Origin of the sequence: Streptomyces angustmyceticus, from assembly GCF_040701845.1 — a bacterium.
In the GTDB taxonomy this organism is placed as follows: domain Bacteria; phylum Actinomycetota; class Actinomycetes; order Streptomycetales; family Streptomycetaceae; genus Streptomyces; species Streptomyces angustmyceticus_A.
Window position 1 is genome coordinate 23915 of the sequence record NZ_JBFBHQ010000031.1, and the last position, 13770, is coordinate 37684.

Genomic DNA, 13770 nt, shown 5'->3' on the forward strand with positions numbered 1-13770 from the left:
CCATGGCAACGCGTAAATCCTCGGGCAAGGAGCGCCCCTCCTACCGCTGTACGGAGTGCGGCTGGACCACCGCGAAGTGGCTCGGCCGCTGCCCCGAATGCCAGGCGTGGGGCACGGTCGAGGAGTTCGGCGGCGCCCCCGCGGTCCGCACGACCGCCCCCGGCCGGGTCACCACCGCGGCCCTGCCCATCGGCGAGGTCGACGGCCGGCAGGCCACCGCCCGCATGACGGGCGTGCCCGAACTCGACCGCGTCCTGGGCGGCGGACTCGTCCCCGGCGCGGTCGTCCTGCTGGCCGGCGAACCCGGCGTCGGCAAGTCCACCCTGCTGCTGGACGTCGCCGCGAAGGCCGCCTCCGACGCCCACCGCACGCTCTACGTCACCGGCGAGGAATCCGCGAGCCAGGTACGGCTGCGCGCCGACCGCATCGGCGCCCTCGACGACCACCTGTATCTCGCGGCCGAAACCGACCTCTCCGCCGTCCTCGGCCACCTCGACACGGTCAAGCCCTCGCTGCTGATCCTCGACTCCGTGCAGACCGTCGCCTCCCCCGAGATCGAAGGCGCCCCCGGCGGCATGGCCCAGGTCCGCGAAGTGGCCGGCGCACTGATCCGGGCCTCCAAGGAACGCGGCATGTCCACCCTCCTGGTCGGCCACGTCACCAAGGACGGCGCCATCGCCGGACCCCGCCTCCTGGAACACCTCGTCGACGTCGTCCTGCACTTCGAAGGCGACCGGCACGCCCGGCTCCGCCTGGTCCGCGGCGTCAAGAACCGCTACGGCACCACCGACGAGGTCGGCTGCTTCGAGCTCCACGACGAAGGCATCACCGGCCTCGCCGACCCCTCCGGCCTCTTCCTCACCCGCCGCGCCGAACCCGTTCCCGGCACCTGCCTGACCGTGACCCTGGAAGGCCGCCGCCCCCTCGTCGCCGAGGTCCAGGCGCTCACCGTCGACTCCCAGATCCCCTCCCCCCGGCGCACCACCTCCGGCCTGGAGACCTCCCGGGTCTCGATGATGCTCGCCGTACTGGAACAGCGCGGCCGCATCAGCGCCCTGGGCAAACGCGACATCTACAGCGCGACGGTCGGCGGCGTGAAGCTGACCGAACCCGCCGCCGACCTCGCCGTGGCCCTCGCCCTCGCCAGCGCCGCCAGCGACACCCCCCTGCCCAAGAACCTCGTCGCCATCGGCGAGGTGGGCCTCGCGGGCGAGGTCAGAAGGGTCACCGGCGTCCAGCGCCGGCTGTCCGAAGCGGCCCGCCTCGGCTTCACCCACGCCCTCGTCCCCTCCGACCCCGGCAAGATCCCCGACGGGATGCGGGTACTGGAGGTCGCCGACGTCGGAGCGGCCCTCAGCGTCCTGCCCAAGCGAGTGCGCCGGGAGGCCCCACAGGAAGAGGGCGCACGCCGGTAGACTTTGCCCTGGTCTCGCCCGTCACCGCAGAATTGCCTGTCGGCCACGTACGCTCCGCTGGTACGTCAACACAGCATGGACCGGGCGGCCTGCGGACCGACAGACCTTGCGACGGAGGAGTGCAGTGGCAGCCAACGACCGGGCATCGACTCCCGGCAGGTCCGGCGGCAGTTCCGGTACCGAGAGCCTGATGCGCGCCTCGCTGAGCGCCGTCGCGCCCGGTACGGCCCTGCGCGACGGCCTGGAGCGCATCCTCCGCGGCAACACCGGCGGGCTGATCGTGCTGGGCTTCGACAAGACCGTCGAAACCATGTGTACCGGCGGATTCGTCCTCGACGTCGAGTTCACCGCGACCCGGCTGCGCGAGCTGTGCAAGCTCGACGGCGCGCTGGTCCTCGACAAGGACATCACCAAGATCCTGCGGGCCGGCGTCCAGCTCGTCCCGGACGCCTCCATCCCCACCGAGGAGACCGGCACCCGCCACCGCACCGCCCAGCGCGTCTCCATCCAGGCCGGCTTCCCGGTCGTCTCCGTCAGCCAGTCGATGCGCCTGATCGCCCTCTACGTCGACGGCGAACGCCGCGTCCTGGAGGAGTCCGCCGCGATCCTCTCCCGCGCCAACCAGGCGCTGGCGACCCTGGAGCGCTACAAGCTCCGCCTCGACGAGGTCGCCGGCACCCTCTCCGCCCTGGAGATCGAGGACTTGGTGACCGTCCGCGACGTCACCGCGGTCGCCCAGCGCCTGGAGATGGTCCGCCGGATCGCCACGGAAATCGCCGAATACGTCGTCGAACTCGGCACGGACGGCCGGCTGCTCACCCTCCAGCTGGAGGAACTGATCGCCGGCGTGGAGCCGGAACGCGAACTGGTCGTCCGCGACTACGTCCCCCAGCCGACCGCCAAGCGCTCCCGCACCGTGGCCGAGGCCCTCGCCGAACTCGACGCGCTCAGCCACACCGAACTCCTCGAACTCCCCACCGTCGCCCGCGCCCTGGGCTACAGCGGAGCCCCCGAAACCCTGGACTCCGCGGTCTCCCCGCGCGGCTTCCGCCTGCTGGCGAAGGTCCCCCGGCTCCCCGGCACGGTCATCGACCGCCTCGTCGACCACTTCGGCGGCCTGCAAAAGCTCCTCGCGGCCAGCGTCGACGACCTCCAGACCGTCGACGGCGTCGGCGAGGCCCGCGCCCGCTCGGTCCGCGAGGGCCTGTCCCGCCTGGCGGAGTCGTCGATCCTGGAGCGGTACGTCTGATCCGGGGGGGCGGAGAAGCCGGGGCCGGTGAAGCCAGGGCGTGGAGCCAGGCCGGTGAAGCCGGGAGCGACGGCTCCTGGATCCGGCCATGCGCCCACGGAATCCCCGCCAGGCGCCCGCCCGGCGGCTAGACGCCCGCCCGGCGCTCCTGCCGCCGCACGGCCTCCGGCGTGACGGGCGTGAAGAAGTTGATCAGATTCCCGTCGGGGTCCCGGAAGAGCAGGGAGCGGTTGCCCCACGGCATCGTCGTCGGCTGCTGCACGAACGCACAGCCCAGGGACGCCAGACGCCGGTACTCCGCATCGACGTCCGCGACCCGGAATTCGATGATCACCGTGTGGTTGGCGGCCGGGCGGGCGGAGTCGGCACCGAACAGCGCCACGGTGCGGCTGCTCGCCACCGCCAGCGTGCACGCCGGCGTCACCAGCTCGGCGAAGTCAGGGGTCGACCACGCCGCCGGAACACCGGTGACCCGTTCGTAGAACTCGACGAGACCGGCGACGTCGTGGGTGATCACACGCAGCGAGACAACGTTCATGAGCGGCTTCCTGTCAGAGAGTGCCCCGGAGGTCCACCGGGGCGGCGCGCGGAGAACCTCCGGGGCCGCACCGCGGTGGCAACGGGGTGGCACCGCGGTACGACCCCGGAGGCGGGGCGCCTCGAACGAACGTAGAGCCGATACCGGACAGAAACCGCCCGGTATACGCGGCACACTTTCCGGCGTGACCACCTCGACCGCCCGCGTGCTCGCGCTGCTGGAGATCCTCCAGGGCAGTGGCCGCCACACCGTCCCCGACCTGGCCGCACGCCTCGGCGTCGACGAACGCACCGTCCGCCGCTACGCCGGCCACCTGCTGGACCTCGGCGTGCCCGTCGAGTCGGTACGCGGCCGCTACGGCGGCTACCGGCTCGCCCCCGGCTACCGGATGCCCCCGTTGATGCTCACCGACGAAGAGGCCCTCGCCGTACTGCTCGGCCTCCTGTCCGGCCGGAGCACCGGCCCGGCCACCACGTCCGCCGCCGCGAACGAGAGCGCCGCCGCCAAAATCCGCCGCGTACTGCCCAAGCCACTGGGACGACGCCTGGACGCACTGCGCGAAACCGCCGGCTTCACCACGCGCCCCCGCCCCACCCCGCCCCCGGAAACCCGCATACTCCTCGAACTCGCCGAAGCCGCCCGCCACCAGCGCCCGGTGACCATCCACTACACCGACCGCACAGCCCGCACCACCACCCGCACCGTCCTCCCCTACGGCCTCGTGGCCCACTCAGGGCGGTGGTATCTGACGGCCGGGGTGGGGGGTGGTGACGGAGTGGTGGGTGGTGGCGCGGCGAGTGGCGGTGCGGTGGGTGTCGGCATGGCGAGTGGCGGTGCGGTGGGTGGCGGCATGGCGGGCGGCGCGGCGCCCGTTGATTCGTCTGGTGCTGCTGATCCTGCTGGGTCCCCCGGTCATGGCGACGGGACCGCCTCCGCCGGCGATTGGGCTGATCCTGCCGGCGGCACCGGATCCCCCGCCGCCGGTCCCGCCGGCGACCCCGGCTCCCTCGCCGTTTCCGCCGGTCCCGCCGGGGAGCCCGCGGCCCCGGCGGACGAGGGGATACGCACCTTCCGCCTGGACCGGATCGCCGCCCTGACCGTGCAGCCCGGCTCCTTCACCGTCCCGCCGGACTTCGACCCGGTCACCACCCTGCTGGAGGGCCTCGCCCAGACCCCCTGGGCCCACGAGGTCTCCCTCCGAATCCACGACAGCATCGAGCACATCCGAAAGCACCTGCCGGCCGGGGTCGCCACGCTGTCCGCGATCCCGGACCGGGATGCGGGCGCGAGCACGGGGACGGGAACAGGCACCGCCGCGGCCACCGGCACCGGAACAGGTGCGGATCCGGGTGCGGATCCGGGTGCGGATATGGGAACTGCCCCGGTCACGCGCCCGGCCACGCGCGCAGCCACCGCCACCCCTGATGACGCCCAGCCGCCCGACACCACCCCAAAGCCCCGCCCCGACGGCTCAAGCGCCCCTGACGAGGCCGGCGACCACACCGGATGGGTCCACGTCCGACTCCGGGCCGAACGGCTGGACTGGATACCCCCCGTACTCGCCGCCCTGGACCGCCCGTTCGTCATCGAGCACCCCACGGCCCTCCGCGACCTCATCCGCGCCCTGGCCCGCCGCCTCGACGAACACGCCACCGCCGACGGGCCTCCCCACCCACCCATATGACCGCCCGGCCACCGACGTGCGCCGTCATCGCGAGAGAGACGGCGGGCCCTGACCGACCAACCGGCCCGTCAGCCGGCCATCAGTCCGCCCGGCGCAGCGCCAGCGCCACCGCCTCCTTCGCCGGATCCAGCCCGAGCACGGGACGGTCCGGACGCTGCGGCGCCACCCCGCCGACCGCCTGCAGCCAGGCCCAGGTGTCGGCAACGGTTTCCGCGACGGGCCGGCACCGCAGCCCGGCCGCCAGAGCCTTGGACACGTCGACGCCGAAGAGCGCGTCCCTCAGCTCACCGGGCGCCAGCCACACCGGCAGTTCGGTCCAGGGCTCGATCCCGGCGGCGAGCACTTCCTCCGGCGCGGTCCAGCGCAACTCCGCGTCCGAGCCGGTGACCTTTACGCAGCTCTCCAACAGCTCGCCCATGGTGGCGTGCCCGGCCTCGCTCACCAGGCCGTACGGCCCACCCAGCCCGGCCTCCAACGCGTCCACCGTCCACTCGGCCAGGTCACGGACGTCGATGTACTGCAACGCCATCCCCCGCGGCCCCGGCGCGAGCACCGGACCGCCGCGCGCGATCCGCCCCAGCCACCACGGCAGCCGCCCCACATTCTCGTACGGCCCGAGGATCAGCCCCGCGCGCACCAGCAGCGCCCGCTCCCCGAACGCCTCGCCCGCGGCCAGCTCACCACCCCGCTTGGCCTGCGCATAGTCCTCGGCATCGGTGGCATCCGAGGAGCCCGTCACCAGCGGCGCCCGCTCATCGACCCTGGCCGTGGGCGGGAAGGCGTACACCGAGCGGCTGGACACATAGGCATACGTCCCCGCCCGCCCGGCCAGCAGCCGCGCACTATCCCGTACCGCCGACGGCGCACCGCTCCAGGTGTCCACCACGGCGTCCCACTCGCCCTTTTCCAGGGCCGCGAGCCCCGCCGGGTCCCCACGGTCGCCGTGCAGCGCCGTCACACCCTCCGGCGGCGCATGGTTCCCACGGTGGAAGACCGCCACCTCCCAACCGCGCGCCACCGCCGCCTCACTGACCGCCCGTCCCACGAACTCCGTTCCGCCCAGCATCAGTAGCTTCATGATGCCGACTATCCCGGACGCCCCCGCGCCCAGCAGCCCCGCTCGCTCCCAGCAGAACCGCTACGAGCGGAACCCCGAAGACACGTACGAGCCAGGCGCACACGAGCAAGACACGTACGAGCAAGACACGTACGAGCAAGGCGCGTACAAGCCAGGCGCAGACGAGCAGAGCCGGATGGGGGCGCACGGACACGGGGCGCCCGGCGCTCAGACGGTCCCGGACGACATGGCACCCGGACGACGCGGCACCCGGACGACATGGCCCTCCACGGAAAGCCCGGCCCTCCCGGCGCCCTCACCCGTTGGCTCGCCGGCTCCCCGACCTCGACACCTCACCCTTGACGCTCGGCCCTCGACTCTCAGCGGCCCTCAACGCCTCGGTGGCCCTCAACGCCTCGGTGGCGCCCCGGTGACGCCTCTGCTGCGCCTCAGCCCTCGGCCAGAACAAACGTCGTATGGACCGTGTCCAGCCCGGGCACCTTCGCCTCGATCAGGTACTTGCCGGACGGCACCGTGGCCGAGCTCGGAGTGGCACACTGCGGTCCGCTGGCCCGCCGGTCCCACACGATGGTGCGCTTCACGGAACCCTTGGCCGGCACCTGCAGCAGCGCGGGCCGGGTACCCGACGGGCAGTCGTTCGAGGCCCACACCCGGTCGTCGCCCGCGGTGTCGGTGATGGTGAGCACCGCGGCCTTCTGCCCGAGGTCCACCTTGCACGCGGCACCGGCACCGTTCTTGACCGTCAGCTCGAACTTCGGCATGACGTCCGGCGCATAGGACTTCTTGACGCTGTGGAGCACCAACTCCGCCTCGTCCGATACGCAGTTGGGGAGCGAGGATCGCGCCTCGACGGCGTTCTTGCCGGAGCCCTGGCCGAGCGGCCCATCGGGAACGGAACCCGAACTGCCGGAACCGCCCCCGGAGCCACCACCGGACTCGTCGTCCCCGCCCGCCGCGCCCGAACCACCGCCGGAACCGGAGTCCGAACCTCCGCCACCGCTCGACTCGTCGCGCCCGCCCGGCTTTTGATCATTCGCGGACCCGCTGGAGGAGGGCCCGGGCGTGATGGAGGTCGCGGGTCCCTTTCCGTGGTCCCCCTTGCCCTCATCGCCGCTCTTGCCGCCGCTCGCCCCCAAGTTGAGGGCCCACACGACCGGAAGGGCGAGCAGTACGACGATGGCCAGCGCAACGGCCCTCCGCCGCCAGTAGATGGAGGAGGGAAGCGGCCCGATCGGATTGCGCAGTGATCCCACGCGGAAACTCTACGAGAGATCGGCAGCCGCACCGGCCAGTACCCGCCGCATCCGACTGCAACTTTTCCCATGATCAGCCCGGAGCCACCCCCCAATCCCCCCGCAGACCACTCCCCGACACCGTTTCCTCCCCCCATCCCGCCCTAACGCCCCTGATACAGGCTTAGTTCGGATAGGTCACACTCCGCTCACCCCGGCCCCACTTCCGCCCGGCACACCCCCGACACCTGGATGCCCCTCACCACCCGGATCCCCCTCGCCAGGCCCAGCCGCCCCCCGCCCGCCAACCGGGCAACCCGTCCCGCCCCGGCCTCACCGGCCCGCCGACCACTCCTCACCGGCCCGCCGACCACTCCTCCTTGTGACCGAAACCCTGCCCGTTGTCGATCAGCCGCAGCCAGTCGGGCCGCAGCTCCCACAGCGCGGTCCGCTCCAGGGCGTCGCGCAGCCGGTCGCTCGTCGCGACAAAGGGGAAGCGCTCCAGATAGACCCGCCAGCCGGCCTCCCGCTCGGCACCGGTCAGCGTGCGACAACCGCCCCGCCCTTGAAGCCCGGTCAGGCCAGTCCACTCCTGACCGTCCCGCTGCGCCGTGAACGCAACCCGCGCCCCCGGCTCCGCGAGCGCCCGGCCGTGCCGGGTCGTGGCCGACGTGACGAAGTACAGCGCGGGCCCCGCCCCGGCCGCCCCGCCGCCCTGCGCGTCGGTGGCGTACAGCACCGCGCACGCCTGCGGCCCTTCCTCGTCCCCGTACGCCAGCGTCATCGTCGTATGCGCGGCCAGCGCCCGCCGGATCGCCTCCGGACACGAACCACCCCCCGAGCCCGCAGCATCGCCCGATCCCCCCTCGTCCCCCGAGCCCGCAGCATCGCCCGAGCCCGCAGCGTCGCCCGATCCCACCTCGTCCCCCGGCACCATCTCGCCCCCCGCGCCGCCCGGCCTCACAGCACCACCTGACGCCCCGACACCACCCGATGCGCCGGCGCCACCCGATGCACCGGCGCCCGCCGCGCCGGCCCTGCCCGCTCCCGCCACGCCCAAGCGCGCCACGCCCTCTTCCGCCGTGCCGCCCCGTCCGGCCGCCCCCTCCCGCCCGGCCGCGCCGCCTCGCCCGGCCGGTCCACCTCGCTCCGCCACACCGCTCGTATCGTCCGTCTCGCGCATCCGCTCCATGCCCGCATCCTCGCTTTCCTTGCTTGCCGCCTCCATATATTCCAGCAACGATTACGGAGAGTGACCAGTTCCCTCGTAAGGTAATCAGGCCGCCGGGGGCCTCGCGCCGCCCTCCGGGGCCGCCCCCTCCCCCTACCGCCGGTAGCCGCCACCCGTGCGTATGTGGTCGTCCTGCGTGCGGGTGGGCGCGCGGCGGGGCGGGCCCGGTGCGTTTCCTGGGCGGCGTCGGACGTGCCAGGATCGGCAGTGCCATGACTTCGACGCCTGTCACCACCACTGCCACGACCGCCGCCACCGAGACCGCTTCCGCCGCCGGTGCGGCCGCGGAAGCCGACGGGACCGCGCTGCACGGCCCGGTCACCGACTGGTTCGACGAGCACGCCCGCGATCTGCCCTGGCGCCGCCCCGAGGCGGGCGCCTGGGGTGTGATGGTGAGCGAGTTCATGCTGCAGCAGACCCCGGTCAGCAGAGTGCTGCCGGTCTACGAGCAGTGGCTGGCCCGCTGGCCCCGCCCCGCCGACCTGGCCGCCGAGGCGCCGGGCGAGGCGGTGCGGGCCTGGGGCCGGCTCGGTTATCCGCGCCGCGCCCTGCGGCTGCACGCCGCCGCCTCCGCGATACAGGAGCGGCACGGCGGCGACGTGCCGCGCGAGCACGGCCAGTTGCTGGCGCTGCCCGGCGTCGGCGAGTACACGGCGGCCGCGGTCGCCTCGTTCGCGTACGGGCAGCGGCATGCGGTGCTGGACACCAATGTGCGCCGGGTGTTCGCGCGCGCGGTGGCCGGCCGCCAGTTCCCGCCGAACGCGACCACCGCGGCGGAGCGCAAGCTCGCCCGTCAGTTGCTGCCCGAGGACGAGAAGCTGGCAGCGCGCTGGGCGGCGGCCACGATGGAGCTGGGTGCGCTGCTGTGCACGGCGCGTGCTCCGGAGTGCGGGCGCTGCCCGATCGCCGCGCAGTGCGCCTGGCGGCGGGCCGGGTCGCCGGCGCACGACGGTCCGGCGCGTCGTACGCAGACGTATGCCGGTACGGACCGGCAGGTGCGGGGCAAGCTGCTCGCGGTGCTGCGCGAGGCGGTCTCGCCGGTGCCGCAGCAGGCGCTGGATGCGGTGTGGGACGAGCCGGTGCAGCGGGCGCGGGCGCTGGACGGTCTGGTCTCGGACGGTCTGGTGGAGCCGCTCGGCGGCGGCCGCTATCGGTTGCCGCTCACGTAGCGCGGCACTCACCCGTACGGGATTGCCTGTAAGACGGAAGAAGGGCGCGGTCACTTCGGCGGCCGCGCCCTTCGGCGTCGGGTGCCCCTGTCTGACCGCGTGTCACCTTTCGCCTCGCTTGACCGGAAAGTGTCCCCGATACGACCGGAAGAAGACCTTCCCTTTGTGCGGTTGCCGCCGCGTCATGGCCGGTCGGCCTTCTGGTGGGGGTGCCCCTCCCCCCGGAGGATGACGTGCGGCAGGCCGTCGTCCGTCCGAGGTATGACCCCTGGCGGGCTGTTACACAACCGAGGGTTTTCCGTGCACTCGCTGTGGGGCCGACGCACATTACGCCGCAACACCCCCTCCGTAGCGTCTTCCTCGTGCTGGAGATGACCGCCAGCACGGTCAACGTGGGGAATCGTAAGCGGATCGGAGGCGTCGAAATGGCGACCAGCGGCGGCAAGGTACTGGACTTCGAAGAGTATGTGCGTACCCGGCAGGAGGCCCTGCTGCGGAGCGCCCGGCGCCTGGTGCCCGACCCGGTCGACGCCCAGGATCTGCTGCAGACGGCGCTGGTCCGCACGTACGGCCGCTGGGACGGCATCGCGGACAAGTCGCTGGCCGACGCCTACCTCCGCCGCGTCATGATCAACACGCGGACCGAGTGGTGGCGGGCGCGCAAGCTGGAAGAGGTGCCCACCGAGCAGCTTCCGGACGCGAGCGTGGACGACGGCACGGAGCAGCGCGCCGACCGCGCCCTGCTGATGGACATCCTCGGGGTGCTGGCTCCCAAGCAGCGCAGCGTCGTCGTGCTGCGACACTGGGAGCAGATGAGCACGGAGGAGACCGCGGCGGCGCTGGGCATGTCCACGGGAACGGTCAAGAGCACGCTGCACCGTGCGCTGGCCCGGCTGCGTCAGGAGCTGCAGATGCGTGACATCGACGCGCGGATGCTGGAGCGCGGCGAGCGGGGGCGGGAGCGGTGCGCGGCCTGACCGGCGGCGCGCGGCGCTCCGCGGCCCGGCGAGCGGCACAACCGACATCCCACCACGCACGAGACGAAGCACGTCTTTACCGATGAAAACGGACACAGCGCCAGGCGCCTTACGGCTCGCAGCCCGACGCGCGACAATCTCCTCAGGAACAGCGGCGGCATCGGCAGCTGTGCGAGCAGCACGGTGAGCGGGAGCGGATTGACCAGGAACAGGTTGACCAGGATCGGGTTGACCAGAGGCGGCGCGGCCACGGCAGGTGTGGCCGCCGTCGGCCTTTTGCTGGCCGGATGCAATCCGGGGGGCGAGGGCGTCCGCAGCGAGGGATCGGCCGGCACCACCCCCGCGCCCAAGGGCGCGCTGCACACCACCCCCAGCCCGTCGGCGACCGCCCGCTACAAGAAGGTCGACGCCGTCAAGCTGCTGAAGCACGCCCCGAAGGTCGGCCCGGACGTGAAGAGGTCGCTGGCCAAGCCGTGCGCCGCGGACGAGTACCCGGTCGAGGTGACGTATGCGTCGCTGACCGGCGCGAAGTCGCCCGATGTCATCGTCAACGTCATGACCTGCGCGGATTCCGTCGGCATCGGCGCGTATGTGTTCCGCAGGCGCCCGGGCGCCCCGGGCGGGTATGACACCGTGTACATCAACGAACAGCCGTCGGTCTACGCCGGGGTGAACAAGGGCGACCTGGAGGTCTCCAAGCAGACCTACGCCGCGGGCGACAAGGTGTGCTGCCCCTCCGGCGAGGACGTGGTGACCTACCACTGGGCGGACGACCGCTTCAGCCAGCGCGGCCGCCCCTACCACACCGACTACAGCAAGACCACCGCCGACGGCACCGCGCCGGACGACGACACGGGAACGGAGGGTTGAGACAACCGCATGGCCGAGACCCATGTGCTCTTCGTCGAGGACGACGACGTCATCCGCGAGGCCACCCAGCTCGCACTGGAACGGGACGGCTTCACCGTCACCGCGATGCCGGACGGGCTCGCGGGCCTGGAGGCGTTCCGTGCCGACCGTCCCGATATCGCGCTGCTCGATGTGATGGTGCCGGGGCTCGACGGCGTCAGCCTGTGCCGGCGGATCCGCGACGAGTCGACCGTTCCCGTGATCATGCTGTCGGCGCGCGCCGACTCGATCGATGTGGTGCTCGGCCTGGAGGCCGGCGCCGACGACTATGTGACCAAGCCGTTCGACGGCGCGGTGCTGGTCGCCCGGATCCGCGCGGTGCTGCGCCGCTTCGGCCACGCCAGCGGCCCGGACCGGGCCGGCGGTGCGTCGGCGGACCCGGCCGACATCCCCGAGCCGGTGCTGCGCTTCGGCGACCTGGAGGTCGACACGGAGGGCATGGAGGTCCGCAAGGGCGGTACGAACGTCGCCCTGACGCCGACCGAGATGCGGCTGCTGCTGGAGTTCTCCAACGCACCGGGTACGGTCCTTTCGCGCGACCGGCTGCTGGAGCGGGTCTGGGACTACGGCTGGGGCGGTGACACCCGGGTGGTGGACGTCCATGTCCAGCGGTTGCGCGGCAAGATCGGCCAGGACCGGATCGAGACGGTCCGCGGCTTCGGATACAAGCTGAGAGGCTGACACCGCCGGTGGTCAGGCTGGCCCTGCGGACGGGGCTGAGATGGAAGCTCAGCGCCGCGATCGCGCTCGTCGGAGCGCTGGTCGCGATCGCGCTGAGCCTTGTCGTGCACAACGCCGCCCGGCACTCCATGCTCGACAACAGCCGCGACGTGCAGATCGAGCGGCTCAACTTCACCCAGAAGATCTTCATCTCCACCAACCGGCTGCAGTTCGGCGCGAAGATCGACGATCCGGCGCTGCCGGAGGCGCTGCGCGACGAGGTCGAGAAGAACAAGCGCGCCACCTACCTCCAGGACACCGGGCAGACCGCCCCCGAGGTGTGGGCGGCCTCCCCGCTCAGCAACGGCCGGGTGCTGTCCGTCCACGACCGCTTCCCCGACCGCTTCGCCGTCCTCGACGACCTCGACCAGGCACTGGTCATCGGCTCGACCGCGGTGGTCGTCGGCGGCTGCGCACTGGGGGTGCTGGTCGGCGGGCGGCTCTCCAAGCGGCTGCGCAAGGCGGCCGCGGCCGCCGGCAAACTCGCCGACGGCGACACCGCCGTCCGCATCCGCGACGAGGTCGGCAGCGGACGGGTGCGCGACGAGACCGACGACCTGGCCTTCGCCGTCGACGCCATGTCGGACGCCCTCCAGGAACGCATCGAGGCCGAGCGGCGGGTCACCGCCGACATCGCCCACGAGCTGCGCACCCCCGTCACCGGCCTGCTGACCGCCGCCGAACTGCTGCCGCCCGGCCGCCCCTCCGAGCTCGTCCGCGACCGCGCGCAGGCGCTGCGCACCCTCGTCGAGGACGTCCTGGAAGTCGCCCGGCTCGACGGCCATGCGGAGCGCGCCGAACTGCAGGACGTCGCGCTCGGCGAGTTCGTCACCCGGCGGGTGCGCGCCCTCGACCCGGACATCACCATCGACGTCGTACGGGACGCCGAGGTCACCACCGACCCGCGCCGCCTGGAGCGGATCCTCGGCAACCTGATCGCCAACGCCGCCCGGCACGGCAAGCCGCCCATCGAAGTCACCGTCGAGGGCCGGGTGCTGCGGGTCCGCGACCACGGCACCGGCTTCCCCGAGGCGCTGCTGCGCGAGGGCCCCAGCCGGTTCCGCACCGGCAGCAGCGATCGTGCCGGGCGCGGGCACGGCCTGGGCCTGACCATCGCCGCGGGCCAGGCCCGCGTCCTCGGCGCCCGCCTCACGTTCCGCAACGCGGATGAACTCACCGACGGGTCGACAGGGGCGGTCTCCGTCCTGTGGCTGCCGGAGAACGCGCCGACGAGTACGGGGAGCTTTCCGGTTCTGCAGCTGCCTGATCGGTGACGATTGGTTGTCCCGCGTTTTTGTCTTTTCCGCGTTTTTGGTTGCCCCGCGTTTTTGGCTTTCCCGCCGTGGTGGTTGCTCGCCGTTTGTCGCCCGCTGCGCGGTGCGCTCGCCGTTGCGCCTGCGGCGGGCGGTGCCGCTGCGCGGGGCTGTCGGGTGCGGTGACGGGCCTGCGCGGGTGGGTGTCCGGACTGCTTCGCTTTACGTCCGGACACCCACCCGCTCCGACCCGTCCCCTCCCGTTGAGGGGTGGTGAAAGAAGGCCGGTGGGGGTGCAGGTAGCTGGTCCGGTGC

The 13770-nt window shown here is 72.6% G+C and carries 11 protein-coding genes and 2 pseudogenes; 9 read left to right on the plus strand and 4 right to left on the minus strand.

Annotated elements, in window-relative coordinates:
- Positions 1–2 precede the first annotated feature (2 nt).
- Together radA and disA are read left to right on the plus strand one after the other, a co-directional pair.
- Entirely contained in the window at positions 3–1415 is a 1413-nt protein-coding gene (gene radA / locus AB0411_RS34270; protein ID WP_366421157.1) for a DNA repair protein RadA, read from the plus strand.
- 124 nt (positions 1416–1539) lie between these two features.
- Positions 1540–2664, plus strand: a complete 1125-nt coding sequence (disA, locus tag AB0411_RS34275; protein WP_366421158.1) for a DNA integrity scanning diadenylate cyclase DisA — start codon at positions 1540–1542, stop codon at positions 2662–2664.
- A gap of 127 nt (positions 2665–2791) precedes the next feature.
- On the opposite strand, the gene AB0411_RS34280 is transcribed toward disA, so the two are convergent.
- Positions 2792–3202 carry a VOC family protein gene (locus AB0411_RS34280; RefSeq protein ID WP_366421159.1) on the minus strand — a complete coding sequence of 137 codons (411 nt, stop codon included), beginning with the start codon at positions 3200–3202 and terminating at the stop codon, positions 2792–2794.
- Between the two features lie 184 nt (positions 3203–3386).
- On the opposite strand from AB0411_RS34280, the pseudogene AB0411_RS34285 reads away from it, so the two are divergent.
- Positions 3387–3974: pseudogene (locus AB0411_RS34285) on the plus strand (helix-turn-helix transcriptional regulator); the annotation flags it as partial.
- Positions 3975–4256: 282 nt separating this feature from the next.
- Positions 4257–4886 (plus strand): annotated as a pseudogene (locus AB0411_RS38185) (WYL domain-containing protein); the annotation flags it as partial.
- Positions 4887–4965: 79 nt separating this feature from the next.
- Here the strand turns inward: AB0411_RS38185 and AB0411_RS34300 are convergent.
- The 3 genes from AB0411_RS34300 to AB0411_RS34310 all read right to left on the minus strand — a co-directional run bounded on the left by AB0411_RS34300 (position 4966) and on the right by AB0411_RS34310 (position 7980).
- Complete coding sequence (locus AB0411_RS34300; protein ID WP_366421160.1) at positions 4966–5964, minus strand: NAD-dependent epimerase/dehydratase family protein; 999 nt, start codon at positions 5962–5964, stop codon at positions 4966–4968.
- A gap of 428 nt (positions 5965–6392) precedes the next feature.
- Positions 6393–7217, minus strand: coding sequence for a hypothetical protein (locus tag AB0411_RS34305; protein ID WP_366421161.1), 825 nt, complete (start codon positions 7215–7217; stop codon positions 6393–6395).
- 334 nt (positions 7218–7551) lie between these two features.
- On the minus strand, positions 7552–7980 hold the full coding sequence (locus AB0411_RS34310) for a pyridoxamine 5'-phosphate oxidase (protein WP_366421162.1): 429 nt from the start codon (positions 7978–7980) through the stop codon (positions 7552–7554).
- A 659-nt stretch (positions 7981–8639) separates the two neighbouring features.
- Between AB0411_RS34310 and AB0411_RS34315 the strand changes: the two genes are divergently transcribed.
- The 5 genes from AB0411_RS34315 (at position 8640) to cseC (ending at position 13476) form a co-directional block, all read left to right on the plus strand.
- Entirely contained in the window at positions 8640–9596 is a 957-nt protein-coding gene (locus AB0411_RS34315; RefSeq protein ID WP_086721825.1) for an A/G-specific adenine glycosylase, read from the plus strand.
- A gap of 371 nt (positions 9597–9967) precedes the next feature.
- Positions 9968–10573 (plus strand): SigE family RNA polymerase sigma factor, encoded by a 606-nt coding sequence (locus tag AB0411_RS34320; RefSeq protein WP_381854933.1) that lies wholly within the window; start codon positions 9968–9970, stop codon positions 10571–10573.
- 222 nt (positions 10574–10795) lie between these two features.
- Complete coding sequence (locus AB0411_RS34325; RefSeq protein ID WP_403152871.1) at positions 10796–11443, plus strand: hypothetical protein; 648 nt, start codon at positions 10796–10798, stop codon at positions 11441–11443.
- Positions 11444–11452: 9 nt separating this feature from the next.
- Positions 11453–12163, plus strand: a complete 711-nt coding sequence (gene cseB, locus AB0411_RS34330) for a two-component system response regulator CseB (protein WP_366421164.1) — start codon at positions 11453–11455, stop codon at positions 12161–12163.
- An 8-nt stretch (positions 12164–12171) separates the two neighbouring features.
- Positions 12172–13476, plus strand: a complete 1305-nt coding sequence (gene cseC, locus AB0411_RS34335) for a two-component system sensor histidine kinase CseC (protein WP_366421165.1) — start codon at positions 12172–12174, stop codon at positions 13474–13476.
- Positions 13477–13770: the final 294 nt, after the last annotated feature.